At 70.2% G+C, this 19,818-nt stretch carries 18 protein-coding genes and 2 pseudogenes; 9 read left to right on the top strand and 11 right to left on the bottom strand.

Features of this window, described 5'->3' with window-relative positions; genetic code table 11:
- Positions 1 to 4 precede the first annotated feature (4 nt).
- Positions 5 to 295, top strand: a complete 291-nt coding sequence (locus HK415_RS26970) for a LysR family substrate-binding domain-containing protein (RefSeq protein WP_373684562.1) — start codon at positions 5 to 7, stop codon at positions 293 to 295.
- Here the strand turns inward: HK415_RS26970 and HK415_RS26045 are convergent.
- Positions 270 to 1,913, bottom strand: a complete 1,644-nt coding sequence (locus tag HK415_RS26045) for a methyl-accepting chemotaxis protein (RefSeq protein ID WP_290427342.1) — start codon at positions 1,911 to 1,913, stop codon at positions 270 to 272. The two genes, HK415_RS26970 and HK415_RS26045, sit on opposite strands and share 26 nt — an antisense overlap.
- Before the next feature lie 22 nt (positions 1,914 to 1,935).
- Complete coding sequence (locus HK415_RS10080; protein WP_171558631.1) at positions 1,936 to 2,406, bottom strand: rhodanese-like domain-containing protein; 471 nt, start codon at positions 2,404 to 2,406, stop codon at positions 1,936 to 1,938.
- Positions 2,407 to 2,649: 243 nt separating this feature from the next.
- On the opposite strand from HK415_RS10080, the gene HK415_RS10075 reads away from it, so the two are divergent.
- The 3 genes and pseudogenes from HK415_RS10075 (at position 2,650) to HK415_RS10065 (ending at position 5,048) form a co-directional block, all read left to right on the top strand.
- Complete coding sequence (locus tag HK415_RS10075; RefSeq protein WP_309246651.1) at positions 2,650 to 3,546, top strand: NAD(P)-dependent oxidoreductase; 897 nt, start codon at positions 2,650 to 2,652, stop codon at positions 3,544 to 3,546.
- A gap of 73 nt (positions 3,547 to 3,619) precedes the next feature.
- Positions 3,620 to 4,435: pseudogene (gene glsA, locus HK415_RS26965) on the top strand (glutaminase A); the annotation flags it as partial.
- 130 nt (positions 4,436 to 4,565) lie between these two features.
- Positions 4,566 to 5,048, top strand: a complete 483-nt coding sequence (locus HK415_RS10065) for a DUF456 domain-containing protein (protein ID WP_171558627.1) — start codon at positions 4,566 to 4,568, stop codon at positions 5,046 to 5,048.
- Positions 5,049 to 5,051: 3 nt separating this feature from the next.
- Here HK415_RS10065 and HK415_RS24925 read toward each other — a convergent pair whose 3' ends face one another.
- The 9 genes and pseudogenes from HK415_RS24925 to HK415_RS10025 form a co-directional block, all read right to left on the bottom strand.
- Positions 5,052 to 5,504, bottom strand: a complete 453-nt coding sequence (locus HK415_RS24925; protein WP_253261836.1) for a tripartite tricarboxylate transporter substrate-binding protein — start codon at positions 5,502 to 5,504, stop codon at positions 5,052 to 5,054.
- Complete coding sequence (locus HK415_RS24920) at positions 5,501 to 5,929, bottom strand: tripartite tricarboxylate transporter substrate-binding protein (RefSeq protein ID WP_309246650.1); 429 nt, start codon at positions 5,927 to 5,929, stop codon at positions 5,501 to 5,503. The genes HK415_RS24925 and HK415_RS24920 overlap by 4 nt, the downstream gene beginning before the upstream one ends.
- 108 nt (positions 5,930 to 6,037) lie before the next feature.
- Positions 6,038 to 6,952: an alpha/beta hydrolase gene (locus HK415_RS10055; protein ID WP_171558624.1), complete on the bottom strand. Its 915-nt coding sequence runs from the start codon at positions 6,950 to 6,952 to the stop codon at positions 6,038 to 6,040.
- Between the two features lie 97 nt (positions 6,953 to 7,049).
- Positions 7,050 to 7,700, bottom strand: coding sequence for a class II aldolase/adducin family protein (locus HK415_RS10050; RefSeq protein WP_171558622.1), 651 nt, complete (start codon positions 7,698 to 7,700; stop codon positions 7,050 to 7,052).
- Positions 7,697 to 8,968, bottom strand: coding sequence for a 3-oxo-tetronate kinase (otnK, locus tag HK415_RS10045; RefSeq protein ID WP_171558621.1), 1,272 nt, complete (start codon positions 8,966 to 8,968; stop codon positions 7,697 to 7,699). The genes HK415_RS10050 and otnK overlap by 4 nt, the downstream gene beginning before the upstream one ends.
- Positions 8,965 to 11,184 (bottom strand): ATP-binding protein, encoded by a 2,220-nt coding sequence (locus tag HK415_RS10040; RefSeq protein WP_171558619.1) that lies wholly within the window; start codon positions 11,182 to 11,184, stop codon positions 8,965 to 8,967. Before HK415_RS10040 ends, otnK begins: the two co-directional genes overlap by 4 nt.
- On the bottom strand, positions 11,181 to 11,639 hold the full coding sequence (locus tag HK415_RS10035) for a GNAT family N-acetyltransferase (RefSeq protein ID WP_309246649.1): 459 nt from the start codon (positions 11,637 to 11,639) through the stop codon (positions 11,181 to 11,183). Before HK415_RS10035 ends, HK415_RS10040 begins: the two co-directional genes overlap by 4 nt.
- Before the next feature lie 33 nt (positions 11,640 to 11,672).
- A pseudogene (locus HK415_RS10030) lies at positions 11,673 to 14,725 on the bottom strand (FAD-binding and (Fe-S)-binding domain-containing protein).
- A gap of 8 nt (positions 14,726 to 14,733) precedes the next feature.
- The gene (locus tag HK415_RS10025; protein ID WP_171558617.1) at positions 14,734 to 15,417 is read right to left on the bottom strand and encodes a GntR family transcriptional regulator; all 684 of its coding nucleotides are present in this window, start codon (positions 15,415 to 15,417) and stop codon (positions 14,734 to 14,736) included.
- Between the two features lie 116 nt (positions 15,418 to 15,533).
- Between HK415_RS10025 and HK415_RS10020 the strand changes: the two genes are divergently transcribed.
- The 5 genes from HK415_RS10020 (at position 15,534) to HK415_RS10000 (ending at position 19,810) form a co-directional block, all read left to right on the top strand.
- On the top strand, positions 15,534 to 16,763 hold the full coding sequence (locus HK415_RS10020) for a pyridoxal-phosphate-dependent aminotransferase family protein (RefSeq protein WP_171558615.1): 1,230 nt from the start codon (positions 15,534 to 15,536) through the stop codon (positions 16,761 to 16,763).
- A gap of 39 nt (positions 16,764 to 16,802) precedes the next feature.
- Positions 16,803 to 17,768, top strand: coding sequence for a Bug family tripartite tricarboxylate transporter substrate binding protein (locus tag HK415_RS10015; protein WP_171558613.1), 966 nt, complete (start codon positions 16,803 to 16,805; stop codon positions 17,766 to 17,768).
- 114 nt (positions 17,769 to 17,882) lie between these two features.
- Positions 17,883 to 18,659: an enoyl-CoA hydratase/isomerase family protein gene (locus HK415_RS10010; protein WP_171558612.1), complete on the top strand. Its 777-nt coding sequence runs from the start codon at positions 17,883 to 17,885 to the stop codon at positions 18,657 to 18,659.
- 157 nt (positions 18,660 to 18,816) lie between these two features.
- On the top strand, positions 18,817 to 19,026 hold the full coding sequence (locus HK415_RS10005) for a hypothetical protein (protein WP_171558611.1): 210 nt from the start codon (positions 18,817 to 18,819) through the stop codon (positions 19,024 to 19,026).
- A 7-nt stretch (positions 19,027 to 19,033) separates the two neighbouring features.
- Entirely contained in the window at positions 19,034 to 19,810 is a 777-nt protein-coding gene (locus tag HK415_RS10000; protein WP_171558609.1) for an alpha/beta fold hydrolase, read from the top strand.
- The last annotated feature ends 8 nt before the right edge of the window (positions 19,811 to 19,818 follow it).

Raw genomic sequence — 19,818 nt, 5'->3', positions numbered from 1 at the left:
GGCGATGTGCGAGCAGGCCGGCTTCAGCCCGGACATCGTGCAGCACGCCACGCAGATCCACACGGTGGTGGGGCTGGTGGGAGCGGGGCTGGGCGTCGCGGTGGTTCCGGCGAGCGGGCGCAACCTGCATCCCAAGCAGGTGCGCTTCCTGGAGATCGCCGACAAGGCCGAGCCGGTGCACGTGGCGCTGGCCTGGCGGCGCGGGCACGAGACGCCGGCGATCCAGTCCTTCCGGCGGGTGACGCAGGAAGTGGTGGCGGCGTTGGCCGCTAGAACGCCTGCCAGGCGCCGTTGACCGCTTCGCGCAGCGGCAGGGCCGCGGGAGCAGCCGCGGTCGCCGCAGAGGGCCGGTAGGCGATCACCCCCGGCCGGGCCGATGCCGCGTCCTGCTCCAGCCTGAACTGCGCCACGGTCTGCAGCAGCGCCGCGGCCTGTTCCTTCATCGACTCGGTGGCGGCGGTGGCTTCCTCCACCAGCGAGGCGTTCTGCTGAACCACCTGGTCCATCTGGGCGACGGCGGTGTTGACCTGGCCGATGCCCGCGCTCTGGTCGGCGCTGGCGGTGGCGATCTTGGCGATCAGGTCGCTCACGCGCTTCACCGAGGCGACGATCTCGCCCATGGTCTGGCCCGCGGCCTGCACCAGGCGGCCTCCGGCATCGACCGTCTGCACGGACTCGCCGATCAGCGCCTTGATCTCCTTGGCCGCCTCCGCGCTGCGCTGCGCGAGGCTGCGCACTTCGGCGGCGACGACCGCGAAGCCGCGGCCCTGTTCACCCGCACGCGCTGCTTCCACCGCCGCATTGAGCGCCAGGATGTTGGTCTGGAAGGCGATGCCGTCGATCACGCCGATGATGTCGGCGATGCGCCTGGACGAGGCCGAGATCCCGTTCATGGTCGCGACCACCTGGCCCACGACCTCGCCGCCCTTGCGCGCGACTTCCGAGGCGCCGACCGCCAGCTCGCTGGCCTGGCGCGCGGTGTCCGCGTTCTGCGTGACGGTGGAGGTGAGTTCCTCCATCTGGCTGGCCGTTTCCTCCAGCGTGCTCGCCTGTTCCTCGGCGCGCTGCGACAGGTCCAGGTTGCCCTGCGCGATCTGCGTGCTGGTGTCCGACACGCTGCGCGCTCGCTCGGCCACCTGGCCCACCAGCCGCTGCAGGGTGGCGTTGACCTCCTGCAGCGCCCCGGCCAGCTCGCCCATCTCGTCGCTGGTGCGCACGCGCACCTGGTGCGTGAGGTCCCCGGCCGACAGCGCCTTGGCCGCGGCGAGCGCATCGCCCAGGCCCTGCATCAGCGAGCGCATGATCAGGCCCACCAGCAGCAGCGCCAGCGCGACCAGCAGCGCCGCGCCGACGGCGGTGAGCAACCGGAACTGGCGTGCTGCCGCCTGCAGCGCTTCCGTTTCCTCCGCTGCGGCGGTGCTCAAGGTGGCCAGCAGCTTGTCCAGCGGCTTCACGACCTTCAGGTGCACCTCGGGCCAGCCGTCTTCCAGCAGGCCATGCATCGCCTTGCGGTCGCCGGCCTCGTAGGCCTTGTCCAGCGAGCCGGCGAAGGTTTGCAGCGACTGCAGGTTGCCGTCGATTTCCGCGGTGAGCTTGCCGGCTTCGGTGCCGAGGCTGGCGGTGGCCTTGAAGCCGCGCCAGAGCTCGGGCGCCTGCTGCATGGTCTCGCGCAGCTGGTTGCGCGAGCCCTGCACCGGCATCTGGTCCAGCAGCACGCCGGCCAGCCGGAAGCGCACTTCCTTCAGCTGCGAATCCAGCTCCTGCAGGCGCGCCAGTGGCGCCAGGCGCTGGTCGTTGATCACGCGGCTGGAGAACACGATGCCCGCTCCGGCCAGCGCGAGCGCGCAGACCAGGCAGACGGCGACCAGCAAATACAGCTTCTGCCGGATTCCCAGCGTCAGGCTCCGCTTCATGGACTCTCCCCGCGTGAGCGCGTCACTCGACCGGGTAGCCCTTGGACTTCCACTCCGGGATGCCGCCGCGCAGCCAGTGCACGCGCGAGTAGCCCGCTTCGGCCGCGACCTTGGAGGCCTTGTAGCTCTTCCAGCATTCGCCGGCGTTGCAATAGAAGATCACCGGCGCGTTCTTCGCGGCGGGCAGCTTCGAGAGGTCGAAGCTGTCTTCCTTGGCGTCGAACTTCACGTCCTTGGCGCTCTTCTCCTTGTACGGGATGTTCTTCGCGCCCTTGATGTGTTCCTGCACGTACTCGTTGGCCACGCGCGTGTCGATCACGGGCACGCCGCCGTCGGCCAGCTTGCGCGCCTGTTCGGCGCTCACCACCGTGACCCCGGCCAGGGTGGGGGGCGTTTCCGCTGCCTGCGCGGAGGCAGCGCCGGCCAGCAGCATGGCCACCGTGGCGCGGCGCCAGGAGAACAGTGAATCCGCTTTCGTCTTCAGAACCGTCATTTCCGGGTGCTCCAGAAGTTGTATCTATTTGATACAGGTTATCGGCGCCGGCTGGATTTCCGTGACCGTGCACCGGCAGCAGCGCACCGCCGGTCGCGGGCCCGCCGCGGGTTGTGACTTTCCGCACGGGGCATTCCCAGGGGCCTTTAGGCAATGCCCGGACGGCCTCGGTCCGGGGCATCGGCGGAAATCGAGGCGATGATCGAGGAGGCGTCCGAAACGCATGGGAAAGGCAATCGCGAAGTGACCAGGACTTTCGACAAGCAAACCGCCGTCGGCTTCATCGGCCTGGGCGTGATGGGCAGCGGCATGGCGCACTGCCTGCTGCGCGCGGGCTACGCGCTGCACGTGTTCGCGCGGCGCGACGAGGCGGCGCGGCCGCTGGTGGATGCGGGCGCGCGGCGCGCGGCATCGCCGGCGGACGTGGCGCGCGCCTGCCCGCTGGTCTTCCTGTGCCTCTCGGACGATGCGGCGGTGGAAGAGGTGCTGTTCGGCGAGGGCGGGGTCGCCCAGGGCATCGCCTCGGGCGGGTGCGTCGTCGACACCAGCACCATCGCCGCGACCTCGGCGCGGCGCTTCGCCGAGAAGCTCAAGCAGCAGGGCGTGGCCTTCCTGGACGCGCCCATCAGCGGCGGCCAGCAGGGCGCCGAGAGCGGCACGCTCGCCTGCATGGCGGGCGGGCCGGCCGAGGCCGTCGGGGCCTGCCGCGAAGTGATGAACGCGTTCTGCAAGGCCATCACGCACGTGGGCGCGAGCGGCGCCGGGCAGACGGTGAAGTCCTGCAACCAGGTCGCCGTCGCCGGCGCGCTGCTGGGCGTGGCCGACGCGATCGCGCTGGCGAAGTCTCAGGGCGTAGACCCGCGCGTGATGCGCGACGTGCTGCTGGGCGGCACCGCGCGCAGCTTCGTGCTGGAAAAGCACGGCGAGCGCGTCATCTCCGGCGACTTCAAGCCGGGCTTCCGCGCCCGCCTGATGCGCAAGGACCTGCGCATCGCCCTGGCCACCGCGCGCGCGGCCGGCGCGCGGCTGCAGGGTGCGGTGCTCGCCGAGCAGCTGGTCGGCGAGCTGTGTGACGGCGGCCGCGGCGAACTGGATTGGGCGGCACTCGGGCTGCTGGTGCAGGAGAAAGGCGCGCGCTGACGCCGGCCGCCCGGGCGGGAGGCGGCACGCACCTACAGAGGCTCCGGCGGGGCTTGCGTAATCTTCATCAGCCATGAAGAGCCACCGCGCCGATGCCGGCGCCTTCCTGCAGGGACTGCTCGACCGCTTCCGCGGCGTGTCGGGCGGCGAGCCCGCGCCGTACACGCCGGAAGCGGGTGCCACCGATCCGGCCACCTTTGCCATCGCGGTGGCCAGCGTCGACGGCGAGCTGGTCTCCGCCGGCGACGACACGCACCTGTTCACGCTGCAGTCCCTGTCCAAGCCCTTCGTCTACGGGCTGGCGCTGGACCGCTTCGGCCGCGAAGCGGTGCACCGCAAGGTCAACGTGGAGCCGACCGGCGAAGCCTTCAACTCGATCATCGAGCTGGAGGAGGACCACCTGCCGTACAACCCGATGATCAACTCCGGGGCGATCACCATGTCCGCGCTGCTGCACCACGCGGATCCCGAGGGCGCCGCGCAGCAGGTCATGGAGATGTTCGGCATGTACCTCGGGCGCACCGCGCGCCTGCACGAGGCGACCGACCTTTCCGGCCTGGAGGGCAGCCACCGCAACCTGGCGATCGCGCACCTGCTGCGGCACTTCGGGGTGATCGGCGACGACATCGACGGCGCGCTGGAGCTGTACGCGCGGCAGTGCGTGGTGGACGTGGACGTGCGGGACCTCGCCATGATGGCCGCCACGCTCGCCAACGGCGGCATGCAGCCGGTGACCGGCGAGCAGGCCCTGAAGCGCGAGCACCTGCGCGACGTGCTGACGCTGATGTTCACCTGCGGCATGTACGACTCCTCCGGCACCTGGGCCTACCAGGTGGGGCTGCCCGCCAAGAGCGGCGTCAGCGGCGGCATCCTCGCCGTCGTGCCCGGCCGCATGGGCCTGGCCGTCTACTCACCCCCATCGACAGGCATGGGCACAGCGTGCGCGGCGTGGAAGTGTTCAAGGCCTGGTCCTCCGCCTGGCGCCTCGGCCTGTTCGACACCTGGAAGGAAATTTCCGCTTGAACCCGACCCTGCTGTGGATCCTGAGCGCCGGCCTCGTGCTGGTGGGCCTGGCCGGCATCGTGCTGCCCGCGCTGCCCGGCACCATCCTCGTGCTCGCCGGGCTGGTGCTGGGCGCCTGGATCGACGACTTCACGCGCGTGGGCTGGTTCGCGCTGGCCGCGATCGCGGTGCTGGCGGTGCTCGCCTGGCTGATGGACTACATCTCGGCGATGCTGGGGGCCAAGCGCGCCGGCGCCAGCCGCCAGGCGGTGATCGGCGCGGCGATCGGCACGGTCGCGGGCATCTTCCTGGGCATCGTCGGCGTGCTGTTCATGCCGCTGGTGGGCGCGGCCGCCGGCGAGTACCTGGCGCGGCGCAACCACCAGCAGGCGGTGCGCGTGGGCATCTCGACCTGGATCGGCCTGATGGCGGGCATGCTGGCCAAGTTCGTCCTGGCCTTCATGATGATCGGGATCTTCCTGGTGGCGCTGCTGGTGTGAGGCTCACTCCAGCTTCACGCCCGCGTCCTTCACCACCTTGCCCCAGCGCTCCAGCTCGACCCCGAGGTAGGCCGCCATCTCCTGCGGCGAGGACGGCGAAGGCTCGACGCCCGCATCGAACAGCGCCTTCTTCGTCTCCGCCGACGCCATCAGCTTCGCCACTTCGGCGTTGAGCTTCTGCACGATCTCCGGCGGCGTGCCGGCCGGCGCCAGCAGGGCCAACCATACCGACGCATCGTAGCCGGCCACGCCGGCCTCCTGCAGCGTCGGCACGTCGGGCAGTTGCGGCGCGCGCCGGGCGGTGGTGACGGCCAGCGCCTTCAGCCGTCCCTGCGGCACCTGCGCCAGCGCATTGGGCACGCCGGCGAAGCTGCTCTCGACGATGCCCGCGACCAGGTCGTTGGCGGCGCCCGAGCTGCCCTTGTAGGGCACGTGCTTGATGGGCGCGCCCGTCATGGCGGCGAACAGGCCCCCATCAGGTGCTGCGCGCTGCCGTTGCCGGAGGACGCGTAGTGGATCTTCTCGGGCGCGGCCTTGGCCAGCGCGATGAACTCCTGCACGTTCTTCGCCGGCACCTTGGGGTGCACCAGCAGCACGTAGGGCGAGTCCACCAGCTTGCCGACGGCGGCGAAGCTCTTCACCGGGTCGTAGGGCAGGTTCTTGTACAGCCAGGGGCTGATCACGTGCGTGCTGGACACCATCAGCAGCGTGTAGCCGTCGGGCGGCGCCTTGGCCACGAAGTCGGTGCCTATGGTGGAGCCGGCGCCCGCCTTGTTCTCCACGACGAACTGCTGCCCCATGGACTGCGACAGCTTGTTGCCCAGGATGCGCGCCACCACGTCGGTGAAGCCGCCCGGTGCGAAGGGCACGATCAGCTTCACCGGCCGGTTCGGGTAGCCCGCGGCGGGCGATTGCGCCGCGGCCGGCGCGGCAGCGCGAACGACAGCGCGCAGCCGAGGAGGAGGGCAGGGACCTGGAACTTCATGGCGTCACCCCGTGTAGACGGGATCCTGCAGCGTGAAGAAGGCATGCAGGATCTGGTAGACCATCATGTAGTTCTTCTGCTGGAAGCTCGCGTGCGAGATGCCGCGCATCACGCTGAACTGCTTCTGCATGTTGGGCAGCTTGTGGAAGAAGGCCAGCAGGTCTTCCATGCTCGCGATGCCGTCCCACTCGCCGCGCAGGATGATGGTGGGCACGTCGATCTTCTCAGGGTCGCACACCGGCAGCTTCGAGCACATGTCCACGTAGGTGCCGGTGGGCAGGGAGGAGTCGAGCGTGAGGATCGCGTCGGCGAAGGCCTCGATGGTCGCCTCGTCGGCGGTGCCGGGATGGTCGCGGTTGAAGATGCTGTGCACGAAGGCACGGTCCGCGGGCCGCCGGTTCTTCGCCAGGAACTCGGGCAGCTTCTTGCGCCGCTGCTCCAGCGTGGGGCTGCCTTCGCCGGTCCAGACGAAGGCGTCCAGCGCCAACTTCGCCAGCACGCCCGGGTTGCGCTGCGCGAACAGCGCGGCCTTCAGCGCGCCGGAGGAAATCCCGTACATCAGCAGCTGCTTGGCACCGGTCGCCTTGCGCACGTAGGCCGTGCCGGCCTCCAGGTCGTCGGCGCCGTTGCTGATGTCCGAGTTGATCGGCCGGTGCTTGTCCGAGCGGCCGTAGCCCTCGTTGTCCATGGTCCAGGTGTCGAAGCCCTGCTGCGCGAACCAGTCCATGGCCGAGGAGAAGGGGCGGCCCGGCACGTGCAGGTCGAAGGTGGGCTGCGAGGCCATGGAGGAACCGTGCACGAAGAAGAGCGTGCCCGCGTGCGGGACGCCCGGCGCCGCCTTCTTGTTCCACAGGAACAGCTTGACGTCGCCCTTGCGCGTCCAGTGTTCCGTGCCGCCGGTCCATTTCACTTCGCTCATCGCGCCGATCTCCTGTGGGGGTGACCGGACGATTCTGTGCGGCGGCGTGCTGCGCGGGCAATGGGGTTCCCCCGTGCCTGCGCCGCAGGAAGGAGATTTACCAGCGCGCCCCGAAGGCCACCCGCAGTTCCTGGATCGCTTCGGGTGGCAGCGGCTGCGGCTTCGGCCGCGCCAGCACCCAGAGCCGGGCCGTCTCCTCCAGCTCCTCGAGCACCGCCATCGCCTGCGCCGGCGTGTCGTGCCAGACGTTGGGGCCCAGGCGGGTCATCATCACGGCGCGCAGCGGCGTGCCCTGCGCGGCGTAGCGGCCGATCAGCTCGGAGACCGCATCGGCGGCTTCGGGAGCGCCCGGGCGGTGATACGGCACCACCGGCACGTGCCCCACCTTCATCACGAAGTAGGGCGTGATCGGCGGCAGCAGGTCGCCGCTCGGCTCGGACAGCGTGAGCGCGACGCAATGGGTGCTGTGCGTGTGGATCACGCAGCCGGCGCCGCGGCTGGCGGCATAGATGCGCCGGTGCAGCGCCAGCGTCTTGCTCGCCGGCGCGCCGCCCTGCTGGCGGCCCTCGTTGTCGACCCTGGAGAGCGTCGCCGGGTCGAGGAAGCCGAGGCAGGCATCGGTCGGCGTGATCAGGAAGCCGTCGTCCAGCCGCACGCTGATGTTGCCGGCGGTGGCGTGCACGTAGCCGCGCTGGTAGAGGCTGCGGCCGACGCGGCAGATTTCCTCGCGGGCCTGGGATTCGGTCATGCGAGCCTTTCGAAGGACTTGCGGAAGAAATCGGGAGTGCCGAAGTTGCCGGACTTCAGCGCGAGATGCAGCTCGGCTTCGCAGGCCGTCGCGGCAGCGTGGCACCATGGTACGCCGGGATCGATCTGCGGGCCGATGCGCATCTGCTGGATGCCCAGCGCCTGCACGACGGCGCCGGAGGTCTCGCCGCCGGCCACCACCAGCTGGCGCACGCCGCGTTCCACCAGGGCGCGGCCGATCGCGGCCAGCGCCTGTTCCACCAGCTCGCCGGCCTGCTGCACGCCCAGGTCCTGCTGCACGGCGCGCACGGCGTCCGGTGTCGCGGTGGAATACACGAGGACGGGACCCTGGGCCAGGCGCGGCTGCGCCCACTCCAGCACCGCGGCGATCACGGCCTCGCGCCGCTGGGACAGCTGCAGCGGCTCGATCACGTAGGAGGCGCCGCCGCTGCGCTGGAACTCGGCGACCTGCTGCTGCGTGGCCAGCGAGCAGCTGCCCGACACGATGGCCTGCGCGCCGCGCGGCGGGGGCAGGGCGGCCGCGGCCGGCGATGGCGCCAGGCCGTGGTTGCGCGGCAGGCCGATGGCGACGCCGGAGCCGGCCACCACCAGCGGCGCGTCGGCGATCGCCGCGCCCAGCGCCATCAGGTCCTCGTTGGCCACCGCATCGACGACGCCGAAGCGCACGCCGTCCGCGCGCAGCGTGGCGATGCGCTGCCGGATCGCTTCGCTGCCGGCGCGCACCACCGCGTGCGGGATCAGGCCCACGGGCCCGTCCGACTGCGCCTGCATCACGCGCACCAGGTTGGCATCGGTCATCGGCGTCAGCGGATGGTTGCGCATGCCCGATTCGTTCAGCGGCACTTCGCCCACGAACAGGTAGCCCTGGTACACGGTGCGCGCGTTTTCCGGGAAGGCCGGCGTCACGCAGCAGAAGTCCGCGCCCAGCGCCTGCAGCAGCGCCTCGGCCACCGGGCCGATGTTGCCCTGCGGCGTCGAGTCGAAGGTGGAGCAGACCTTGAAGTAGAACTGGCCGCAGCCCTGCTCGCGCAGCCAGTGCAGCGTGGCCAGCGACTGCGCGACGGCCTCGGCCGCCGGGATGGTGCGCGACTTCAGCGCCACCACCACGGCATCGACGCCTTCCACCGGGCCGCGCGGCACGCCGATGGTCTGCACCACCTTCATGCCGGCGCGCACGAGGTTGTTGGCCAGGTCGGTGGCGCCGGTGAAGTCGTCGGCGATGCAGCCGAGGAGGAGCGGTCGTGTCATGCGTCGGGTCCTGTCCTGCATGCCCCGGCGGATCGCGTCCAGCAGGGCGTCGGGGGTGCCGGCTTCACCAGGTGCTGGTCGAAGCCGGCCTCGAGGGCGTTCGCGACGTCCGCCGAAGTCCCATAGCCGGTGAGCGCCACGAGGTAGCAGTTTGCCCCATTTCGATGGCCGCGCAACCGCGTGGCCAGTTCGTAGCCGCTCATGCCCGGCAGCCCGATGTCCAGCACGGCCACCTGCGGCCTGAACTGGTCGAGGATGGTGAGCGCGATGCCGGGGTCGTACGCCACCTTCACCTCGTAGCCGGAGATCTCCAGCAGCGCGGAGGCCGTGTCGGCCGCATCCTGGTTGTCGTCCACCAGCAGCACGCGTCCCTGCCCCGTCCCCGCCGCCCCAGCCTCGCCGTGATCGCCGAGCGCCACCGGCGGCGTGATCGTCGGCAACCGCAGGGTGAAGACGCTGCCGCGGCCGTCGCCGCCGCTCTCGGCATGCACCGAGCCGCCGTGCATCTCCACCAGGCTGCGCACGATGGCCAGGCCCAGGCCCAGGCCGCCGCGCGAGCGGTCGGCGCCCTGCGGTGCCTGGTAGAACAGGTCGAACACGTGTTCCAGCACCTCCGGCGGCATGCCGAAGCCGGTGTCGAGCACGCTGATCTCGGCGTGGCCGTCGGCCGCGCGGCGCAGCCGCAGCGTGATGGTCCCTTCGGGCCCGGTGAACTTGATCGCGTTGCCCAGCAGGTTGTTCAGCACCTGGCCGAGTCGCACCTCGTCGCCCGATACCCACAGGTTGCGCGCGTGCTCGTCGACCTCCACGGCCAGGCGGCGCAGGCCCAGCACCGGCTGCACCGACTGGCTGGCGTGGCGCACGAGGTCGGCGATGCGCAAGGGCTGCATGCGCATCTCCAGGCGCTTGCCGGTGATGCGCGAGACGTCCAGCAGGTCGTCCACCAGCCGCTTCATGTGCGCGACCTGGCGCTCCATCACTTCGCGCTCGGCGCGGGTGCCGGGGTCGCCCCTGCGCGCCATCAGGTGCAGCGCGGTGGCCATGGGCGCCAGCGGGTTGCGCAGTTCGTGCCCGAGCATGGCGAGGAATTCGTCCTTGCTGCGGCCCGCCTCCTCCGCGCGGCGCAGGGCCTCGGTGGCGCGGGCCAGCAGGGTCTCGCGCTCCTGTGCGGCGCGGTCGCGGTCGGCCGAGGCCTGCTCCAGCGCCTGGGCGACATCGCGCAACTCCGCGATGCCCAGCGGCGCCAGGTGCACAGGCTCGCCGCGCCCGAGCGCGCCCGCGGCCGCCTTGAGCGCGTCGATCGGCGCGGTGACGTCGCGCGAGAAATACCAGGCGACGAAGGCGGCCAGCCCCAGCGAGGCGAGCAGGCCGGCGGCCACGGCGGCCAGCACCTGGTAGAAGCCGCGGTTGGCTTCCTCCACCGAGATCCCCGTGGCCACGACCCATTGGGACTCCGGCAGCCTGACGTAGCCGGTGACGCTGCGCACGCCCTCCAGGGTGTGGGTCGGGCCCACGCCTTCCGGCAAGCCCTTGGCCAGCAAGGCCTGCAGCGAGGGCGAAGGGCGGGGACTGGTGTGAAGCATGGAGCGGGCCACGCGCGTGCCGCTCTGGTCGAAGATGGCGATCACCGAGGTGGGCGGCAGCCTCTGCCGCTGCACGACGGCCAGGATGCGTTCCGCCGGCACCACGGCCGACAGGATGTGCACCAGCTCGTCGCCCTTCATCACCGGCACCCGCACGGCGAAGGCGGGGCCCTGTCGCTGCGGCCCTTCGGCCACCGTGCCCACCACCGGCTGGCGGGTCGCCAGCGCGCGCCGCATGCTTTCCTGTTCCACCGGTTGCGGGCGGACGGCCTCCAGCGGCACGGCCGAATTCAGCACCACGCGCCCGCCGGTGTCGGACAGCACCATGGCGCGCCAGCCCTGGCTGCCGCCGACGCGGCGGGCCAGGGCGTGGAAGCGGGGCAGGTCGCCCGACTGCAGTTCCTCGGCCAGCGCCACGCTCTGCAGCACGCCGATGGTGGCATTCAGTTCCGCTTCCACGGCAGTGGACAGGGCGCGCGACACCGCCAGCGCGGTGTCCTGCATGTCGCGTTCGCGCTCGCCGGTCACGTAGGCCAGCACCACGCCGGCCACCAGGGCCAGGGGCAGCAGGCCGCTGGCGGCCAGAAGGAACAGCCGGAACCGCAGGGTGCGGGCTGGACCCGGCAACTTCATCTTTGCGGGATGACGTAGCGCACGAAGCCGTCGGCCTGGGCGAAGCGGTCGTACAGGCGCCGCGCCTGCACGTTGTCCGCCTTCGTCATCCAGTACAGGCGCGCCCAGCCCTCGGCGCGCATGGCGTTGCGCAGCCACTCGATCAGGGAGGTGCCCAGGCCGTGGCCGCGGGCCGCCGGCATGACGAACAGGTCCTCGAGGTAGCAGACGGCCTGGGTCTCCCAGGTGTTCTCGTGGACCACGCAGTTGGCGAAGCCGTAAACCTGGCCGTCGACCTCGGCCACGATGCACATCACCTGCGAATCGGGGTCGAGGATGCGCTTCCAGGTGCGGCCGGTCACCTCGTCGGGCAGCTGGGCCTTGTAGAAATCGCAGTAGCCGCGCCAGAGCAGGCGCCAGGCGGCTTCATCGGAGGGCAGGGCGGCGCGGATGGTGCAGGGCGTCGTCGGGGTCACCCGGCCATTGTGCCTGTGCCGATGGGTTGCGGGTCAGGCCCGCAAGGCCATTTCAAGCACCACCGCCGCGTGCAGCGCCTCGCGCTGCGCGCCGTCCTGGATCTGGTGCCGGCAACTGGTGCCGTCGGCCACCACGATGGCGTCGGGAGCCGCGCGCACGGCCGGCAGCAGGCTCAGCTCGGCCATTTGCATGGACACGGCATGGTGCTTCGCTTCGTAACCGAAGCTGCCGGCCATGCCGCAGCAGCTGGACTCGATCAGCTGCGGTTGCACGCCGGGGATGAGCTTGAGCACATCCAGCACCGGCGACACCGCGCCGAAAGCCTTCTGGTGGCAGTGGCCGTGGACCAGCACCGGCTTGTCCAGCGGCCTGAGCTTGCGCTTCAGCTCCTCCAGCCGCCCGGCAGCCGCCTCGCGGGCCAGGAACTCCTCCAGCAGCAGCGACTGCTTCGCGAGCACCTGCGAACGCTCGCCGAAGCCCATGGTGGTCATCTCGTCGCGCATGGACAGCAGGCAGGAGGGCTCCAGGCCGACGATGGCGATGCCCCTGGCCGCCAGCGGATGCAGCGCGTCCAGCAGCTCGGTTGCCTTGGCACGCGCCTCGTCCACCATGCCGCTGGACAGGTAGGTGCGGCCGCAGCACAGGTGCTTGCCGTCCGGCGTCTGCTTGCTGGCGATGTGCACCGTGTAGCCGGCTGCCTGCAGCACGTCGAACGCCGCTTTCGCATTCGCGGATTCGAAGAAGCCGTTGAAGGTGTCGACGAACAGCACCACGGGTTTCGCGGCGGCCAGCACTTGCTCGCGGCTGGCGCCGGTCACGCCGCTGTTGAAGAAGTGGCGGCCCTGCCATTCGGGCAGCGAGCGCCTGGCCGAGAAGCCGAGGACGCGTTCGCCCAGCGCGGCCAGCAGGCCGCTCTTGTTGCGCAGGTTCAGCAGTCCGGCGAAGCGGCTGGCGGTGGCCGCATAGTCCGGCAGCCTGGCGACCAGCTTGTCCTTGAGCGACCAGCCGTTCTTCCTGCCATCGGCATGGCGGAACTCGATCTTCATGCGCGCCATGTCCACGCCGGTGGGGCAGTCGCGCTTGCAGCCCTTGCAGCTCACGCACAGCTCGAGCGCTTCGCGCACGGCGTCGCTCACCAGGCCGTCGGGGCCCAGCTGGCCGCTCACGGCCAGGCGCAGCGTGTTGGCGCGCCCGCGGGTGAGGTGCTGCTCGTCGCGCGTGACGCGGTAGCTGGGGCACATGGTGCCGGCGTCGAACTTGCGGCAGTGGCCGTTGTTGTTGCACATCTCCACCGCCTTGGCGAAGCCCTTGGCGGGGTCGCCGCCGGTGCCCGGCGCGGTGGTCTGCTCGGTGGCGGGATCGTTCTGCACGTCCCAGGCGCTCCAGTCCAGCGCGGGCTTGAGCGGGATCACCTTGTACGAGGGCGGAAAGCGCATCAGCCGCGTGTCGTCCATGCGCGGCGGATCGATGATCCGCTTGGGCGAGAGCAGCCCGATCGGGTCGAACATGCGCTTGATCTCGCCGAACGCCGAATCGATCGCCGGGCCGAACTGCCAGCGGATCCACTCGCCGCGGCACAGGCCGTCGCCGTGCTCGCCCGAATACGCGCCCTTGTACTTGCGCACCAGTTCGGAGGCTTCCTCGGCGATGTGGCGCATCTCGGGCGCGCCGTTGCGCCGCATGTCCAGGATCGGCCGCACGTGCAGCGTGCCCACCGAGGCGTGGGCGTACCAGGTGCCCTTGGTGCCGTGCTTGCGGAACACCTGCGTGAGCGCGTCGGTGTATTCGGCCAGGTGCTGCAGCGGCACCGCGCAGTCCTCGATGAAGGACACCGGCTTGCCGTCGCCCTTCAGGCTCATCATGATGTTGAGGCCCGCCTTGCGCACTTCCCACAGCGCCTTCTGCGGCGTCTCGTCGGGCATCAGCACCACGGAGCCGGGCAGGCCCAGGTCGCCCATCAGCGCTTCCAGGTCCTTCAGCTTGCGCAGCAGCGTCGTCTTGTCGGCGCCGGCGAATTCCACCAGCAGCACGGCGTCGGGCGAGCCGATCAGCGCGGTGCGCACGGTGGCTGCGAACGCGGGGTTCTGCAGCGACAGCTCGATCATCGTGCGGTCCACCAGTTCGACCGCGGTGAGCGTGCCGTCGGTGCCCAGCTTGACGATGTGCTGGGCCGAGTCCATCGCCTTGTAGAAGGTGGGGAAGTTCACGATGCCCAGCACCTTGTGCCTGGGCAGGTCCGACAGCTGCAGCTTCAGGCTGCGCGTGAGGGCCAGCGTGCCTTCGCTGCCCACCAGCAGGTGGGCCAGGTTGACGCTGCCGTCGTTCGTGTACGGCTTCTCGTTCTGGTTGTGGAAGACGTCCAGGTTGTAACCCGCCACGCGCCGCAGCACCTTGGGCCAGCGCGCCTCGATCTCGGGCTTGAGAGCCATTGCCAGCTCGCGCACGCGTTCGCCCAGCAGGCGCGCCGTGCCGGTCGCTTCCTCGAAGCGGCCGAAGCTGTGCAGCTGGCCGTCGGAGGTCCAGGCCTGCGCGCCCAGCACGTTGTGCACCATGTTGCCGTAGGCGATGCTGCGGCTCCCGCAGGAGTTGTTGCCCGCCATGCCGCCCAGCGTGGCCTGGGCCGCGGTGGATACGTCCACGGGATACCAGAGGCCGGTCTTCTTCAGCTGCGCGTTCAGGTGGTCCAGCACGATGCCGGGCTCGACCGTCACGGTGCGGTTCGCCGCATCGACTTCCAGCACGTTGCGCACGTGCTTGGAAAAGTCGATCACCAGGCCGGCGCCCACGGTCTGGCCGCACTGGCTGGTGCCGCCGCCGCGCGGCACCACCGGCACCTTCAGGTCGCGGCAGATGTCCAGGGCGATGCGTGCGTCCTCGGCCGACTTCGGCACGAACACGCCGACCGGGATCACCTGGTAGATCGAGGCGTCGGTGGCATAGCGGCCGCGGTCGGCGGGGAGAACAGGACTTCGCCCTGCGTTTCCGAGGCGAGGCGCTGGGCCAGCCGGCCGGCGACCTCGTTGCTGGCTTTCGAAACGCTGTCGTAGGCCGCACCGGCGGCTTCGCGCGTGACTTCCAGGGGCAGGGGAGCGTTCACGATGCCTCCTTGCGGCGCACGTCACGCATCTGTTCCAGGACCACCTCGCGCTTGTTGCGCAGGTGGGTGAGCAGCACGTCGCGCATCGCCGCGCCATCGTGCGCCGCCAGGGCTTCGATCATCTTGTCGTGTTCCTTCACGGCGCGCTTCCACTTCTCGCCGTCCTGGTTGGAGCGGAAACGCAGCGCCTGCAGGCGCGCGTTGACCTGCTGGTACACCTGCGCCAGCACCGGGTTCTTGGCCGCGGCGCTGATCGCCGAGTGGATGCGCGAGTTCAGCGCGTAGTAGGTGGACAGGTCGCGCCGCGTGTACGCCGCCATCATCTCGAAGTGCATGGCCTGGATCTCGGCCAGCTCCTCGGGCGTGATGCGCTGGGCGGCCAGCTCGCCCGACTGCGCTTCCAGCCCGGCCATCACCTCGAAGGTGTCCAGGATGTCCTGCTCGCTCAGCGACACGGCCACCGCGCCGCGGTTGGGCAGCAGTTCGACCAGGCCTTCGGCGGCCAGCATCTTGATCGCCTCGCGCAGGGGCGTGCGCGAGACGTTCAGCAGCTCGGACAGCTCCCGCTCGTTGAGCTTGGCGCCGGGCGCGATGCGGCCTTCCACCAGCATCTGGCGCAGGCGCTGCGCCACCTGCTCGTGCAGGGCCGCGCGGGGGATGGGGATCACTTCTGCGGACATGGAGGCGATTTTGTATGCAAAAAGGCAAAGGTGCAAATCCATATCCAGAGTGATCGGGTATTGACAAGAGAATTTTGTATGCAAAAAATGGCGGACCTTCAACGGAGCCCGCTCACATGGTCACGCTCGACTTCCACCCCACCGGCCGCCACTTCCTGCAGATCCCGGGTCCGTCCCCGGTCCCGGACCGCATCCTGCGGGCCATGAGCATGCCGACCATCGACCACCGCGGTCCCGAGTTCGGCGCGCTGGGCCTGCGCGTGCTCAAGGGCATCCAGCAGATCTTCCAGACGAAGCACCCGGTGGTGATCTATCCGGCCTCGGGCACCGGCGCCTGGGAAGCGGCACTGGCCAACACCATGAGCCCCGGCGACCACGTGCTGATGTACGAGACCGGCCACTTCGCCACCCTGTGGCAGAAGATGGCGACGCGCCTGGGCCTGAAGCCCGAGTTCCTCGGCCTCCCCGGCGTGGAAGGCTGGCGCAAGGGCGTGCAGGCGCACCTGATCGAGGAGCGCCTGAAGGCCGACAAGGAGCACAGCATCAAGGCCGTGTGCGTGGTGCACAACGAGACCTCCACCGGCGCCACCAGCAACATCCTGGCCGTGCGCAAGGCGATCGATGCGGCCAGGCACCCGGCGCTGCTGCTGGTCGACAGCATCTCGGGCCTGGCGTCCGCCGAGTACAAGCACGACGAGTGGGGCGTGGACGTCACCGTCTCCGGCTCGCAGAAGGGCCTGATGCTGCCCCCGGGCATCAGCTTCAACGCGCTGTCGCCCAAGGCGCTCGAGGCCAGCAAGTCCGCGAAGCTGCCCAAGGCCTTCTGGGCCTGGGACGAGATCGTGGAGATGAACAAGACGGGCTACTGGCCCTACACGCCCAACACCAACCTGCTGTACGGGCTGGCCGAGGCCTGCGACATGCTGCTGGACCCGCATTTCGGCGGCCTGCAGGGCGTGTTCGCGCGCCACCGGCGCTGGGCCGAGGGCGTGCGCACGGGCGTCAAGGCCTGGGGCCTGGAAGTGCAGTGCAACGAGGTCGCCAGCCAGTCGCCGGTGCTGACCGGCGTGATCATGCCCGAGGGCGTGGACGCCGACGCCGTGCGCAAGTTGATCTACGAACGCTTCGACCTGTCGCTGGGAACGGGCCTGGGCAAGGTCAAGGGCCGCATGTTCCGCATCGGCCACCTGGGGGACTGCAACGACCTGACCCTGATGGCGGCGCTCTCGGGCTGCGAAATGGGCCTGAAGCTGTCGGGCGTCCGCCTGTCGGGATCGGGCGTCGCGGCGGCCATGGAGTTCTTTGCGGGTCATCCCGCTCCCCTGGCGCTCCAAAAAGCGGCATAACCGCGGCTACCCCCATCCACCCCTCAGGAGAGAGACAACATGCAACGTAGAACTTTCGTCACCGGCGTCGCAGCGTCGATCGCGCTGCCGATGGCCCGTGCGCAGCAGCTGCCCAGCGGCCCGGTCCGCATCATCGTGGGCTTCGCCCCGGGCGGCGGCACCGACATCCTGTCGCGCGTGATCGGCCAGAAGCTGGCCGAGATGTGGAAGACGCAGATCATCGTGGAGAACCGGGCGGGCGCCTCCGGCACCATCGCCGCCGACTACGTGTCCAAGCAGCCTGCCGACGGCACCGTGCTGCACATGGCCCACATCAACAGCCATGCCATCGTCCCGAACCTGCAGAAGCTCAATTACGACGCCGAGAAGGACTTCCAGCCGATCGCCATGGTGGGCGTCACGCCCAACCTGCTGATCTGCGGCCAGATGCAGCCGGCCAAGACCGTGAAGGACCTGGTGGCGCTGTGCAAGGCGGAGCCCGGCAAGGTGAGCTTCGGCTCCGCCGGCCCCGGCTCGGCCCAGCACCTGGCGCTGGAGATGTTCATGCTGCAGGCCGGCGTGAAGGCGATCCACGTGCCCTACAAAGGCTCCGGCCCGATGCTGACCGACCTGATCGGCGGCCAAGTGCAGTACAGCTTCGACACCATGACGGCCGCCACGCCGCACGTGAAGAACGGCAAGGCCGTCGCCATCGCGCAGACCCGCCTGAAGCGCGCCGGCGGCCACCCCAACGTGCCGACGATGGCCGAGTCCGGCTTCCCCGGCTTCGAAGCCACCACCTGGTACGGCCTGGTCGGCCCCGGCAAGATGTCGCCGGCCCTGGCCAAGCGCATGAACGAGGACGTGAACAAGGCGCTGGCCATGCCCGACGTGATCGAGAAGCTGGAAGCCTCCGGTGCGGAAGACGGCGGCGGCTCCACCGAGAAGATGCGCGAGTTCATGCACGTCGAACTGGCCAAGTGGGCCCGCGTGATCAAGGAAGCCAACGTCAAGGTGGATGCTTGACGGATTGACCCACCCCGAAGCGGCCTGCGGCCGCCTCCCCGAGAGGGGGCGCCACCAGCGGCCCGGCAAAGCCGGTTCCGCGGTGGCACTGGGTAACTACCTCACTGGATTGCAATGTCATCTGAAGGATCCGTCCACCTGAAGGTCGACGGGGGCATCGCCTCCGTCACCTTCGACCGCCCGGAAGCGCGCAACGCGATGACCTGGGCGATGTACGAGCAGCTGCGCGCGCACTGCGAGCGGCTGCGCGAGGACCGTTCGGTGCGGGTCGTGCGCTTCCAGGGCGCCGGCGGCGAGGCCTTCGTCGCCGGCACCGACATCGCGCAGTTCCAGGACTTCAACGGCGAGCGCGGCGTGCAGTACGAGACGCAGATCGACGCCACCATGCAGCTGCTGGCCGGCCTGCCCATGCCCACCGTGGCCGTGGTGCAGGGCTGGTGCATCGGCGGCGGCCTGGCGATCGCCAGCACCTGCGACTTCCGGATCGCCACGCCGGGTAGCAAGTTCGGCGTGCCGATCGCGCGCACGCTGGGCAACTGCCTGTCGATGGCCAACATCGCGGGGCTGGTGGCGATGTTCGGCCGTCCGCGCGTGCAGCGCCTGCTGCTGCTGGCCGACATGGTGGGCGCCGAGGAGGCGCAGGCCTGCGGCTACGTGCTGGAGGTGGTCGCGGCCGAAGGCATCGAGGCGGCGGCGCAGAAGCTGTGCGCGAAGCTCGCTTCGCTGGCGCCGGTGACGCAGCAGGTGAGCAAGGAGGCGCTCAACCGCCTGCTGCGCCACGACCTGCCCGAAGCCGAGGACCTGATCCGCCGCACCTACGGCAGCGAGGACTTCCGCGAGGGCGTCACGGCCTTCGTGGCGAAGCGGCCTCCGGCCTGGAAAGGCCGCTGATTTTGTAGGTTGGGCTGCGCGAAGCGCACCCCAACGACCGGTCCGGCGGTGGGGTGGCCTTCGGCCAGCCCACCCTACGCATTGCGCACCGTCGATTCCGTCCTACGCAGCGCCGCCGCCGCGCTGCCTAGGATGGGTCGTTCCCCGGAGGTGCACCATGCCCGCGAAGAGCGACCCCATAGACCTCACCAACTCCGTCGCCGGCGAGGAAGACCCTGGCGCCTCCATCGACGTGCAGGACCGTGCCGAGGACGGCACGCCCGCGGCCCGCGCGACCCCGTGCCCGCAATGCGGCGGCAGCGGCCGCATCGCCGCGTCCGCTTGCCCCAACTGCAAGGGCACCGGCGTCGTGGGTGCCGGCGCCTGAACGCGGCATGCAGCCGCCGCGGCTGGGAGCGCTGCCGCCGATCCGCGCGCTGCAGACGCGCTCCGGCCGCCTCACGTACGTGAAGTCGGGGCAGGGCAGCCCCGCCATCCTCCTGTTCAACGGCGCGGGCGTGAGCCTGGAAGGCTGGCGTCCGCTGTACCCGGAGATCGAGCAGCTGGGCACCGTGTTCGCATGGAACCGCTTCGGCATGCAGGGCAGCGATGCGCCCGGCGACCGCCAGACCGGCACGGTGGTGATCGGCTCGCTGCGCGAGCTGCTCGGTTACGCCGGCCTGCAGCCGCCCTACGTGCTGGTCGCGCACTCGCTGGGCGGCCTGTACGCCAACCTGTACGCGCGCCTGTATCCGCAGGAAGTCGCGGGCGTCCTGCTCCTGGAGGCGACGCATCCCGAGGACCAGGGAGCCTTGCAGGGACACGAGGACCAGCTGGTGCGTTCGCTGGGCAAGCTGCTGGAGCTGCCGGAACTGTTCCTGCGCGCGAACGTGGAAGTTGAACTGGGCTGCGCGGAGGAGACCGCGCGCGAGATCGCCTCGGCCGGCGAGTTCCCGCCGGTGCCGCTGCGCGTTGTGACCGGCGGCCTCACGCCCCGCGCCGCGGCGACTTCGCCCGCCGTCGTGGGCGCCAAGCGTGCCAAGCAGCAGGAGCTGGCGCGCCTGTCGCCGCTGGGCGAGCAGGTGATCGCGCAGCAAAGCGGCCACTTCCCGCAGCTCACCGAGCCGGAGCTGGTCCTTTCCGCCCTTCGCGAGCTGATCGTTTCCCTGTAGGTCGTGGT

Origin of the sequence: Ramlibacter montanisoli, assembly GCF_013087525.1 — a bacterium.
GTDB classification, from domain to species: Bacteria; Pseudomonadota; Gammaproteobacteria; order Burkholderiales; family Burkholderiaceae_C; genus Ramlibacter; species Ramlibacter montanisoli.
Note: the sequence above shows the minus strand (reverse complement) of the source record. Positions and strands in the feature narration are given on the sequence as shown.

Coding starts and splice junctions, on each gene's coding strand:
- HK415_RS26970 (WP_373684562.1), top strand. CDS start 5: ATGTGCGAGCAGGCCGGCTTCAGCCCGGACATCGTGCAGCACGCCACG.
- HK415_RS26045 (WP_290427342.1), bottom strand. CDS start 1,913: ATGAAGCGGAGCCTGACGCTGGGAATCCGGCAGAAGCTGTATTTGCTG.
- HK415_RS10080 (WP_171558631.1), bottom strand. CDS start 2,406: ATGACGGTTCTGAAGACGAAAGCGGATTCACTGTTCTCCTGGCGCCGC.
- HK415_RS24925 (WP_253261836.1), bottom strand. CDS start 5,504: ATGACGGGCGCGCCCATCAAGCACGTGCCCTACAAGGGCAGCTCGGGC.
- HK415_RS10055 (WP_171558624.1), bottom strand. CDS start 6,952: ATGAGCGAAGTGAAATGGACCGGCGGCACGGAACACTGGACGCGCAAG.
- HK415_RS10050 (WP_171558622.1), bottom strand. CDS start 7,700: ATGACCGAATCCCAGGCCCGCGAGGAAATCTGCCGCGTCGGCCGCAGC.
- otnK (WP_171558621.1), bottom strand. CDS start 8,968: ATGACACGACCGCTCCTCCTCGGCTGCATCGCCGACGACTTCACCGGC.
- HK415_RS10040 (WP_171558619.1), bottom strand. CDS start 11,184: ATGAAGTTGCCGGGTCCAGCCCGCACCCTGCGGTTCCGGCTGTTCCTT.
- HK415_RS10025 (WP_171558617.1), bottom strand. CDS start 15,417: ATGTCCGCAGAAGTGATCCCCATCCCCCGCGCGGCCCTGCACGAGCAG.
- HK415_RS10020 (WP_171558615.1), top strand. CDS start 15,534: ATGGTCACGCTCGACTTCCACCCCACCGGCCGCCACTTCCTGCAGATC.
- HK415_RS10015 (WP_171558613.1), top strand. CDS start 16,803: ATGCAACGTAGAACTTTCGTCACCGGCGTCGCAGCGTCGATCGCGCTG.
- HK415_RS10010 (WP_171558612.1), top strand. CDS start 17,883: ATGTCATCTGAAGGATCCGTCCACCTGAAGGTCGACGGGGGCATCGCC.
- HK415_RS10005 (WP_171558611.1), top strand. CDS start 18,817: ATGCCCGCGAAGAGCGACCCCATAGACCTCACCAACTCCGTCGCCGGC.
- HK415_RS10000 (WP_171558609.1), top strand. CDS start 19,034: ATGCAGCCGCCGCGGCTGGGAGCGCTGCCGCCGATCCGCGCGCTGCAG.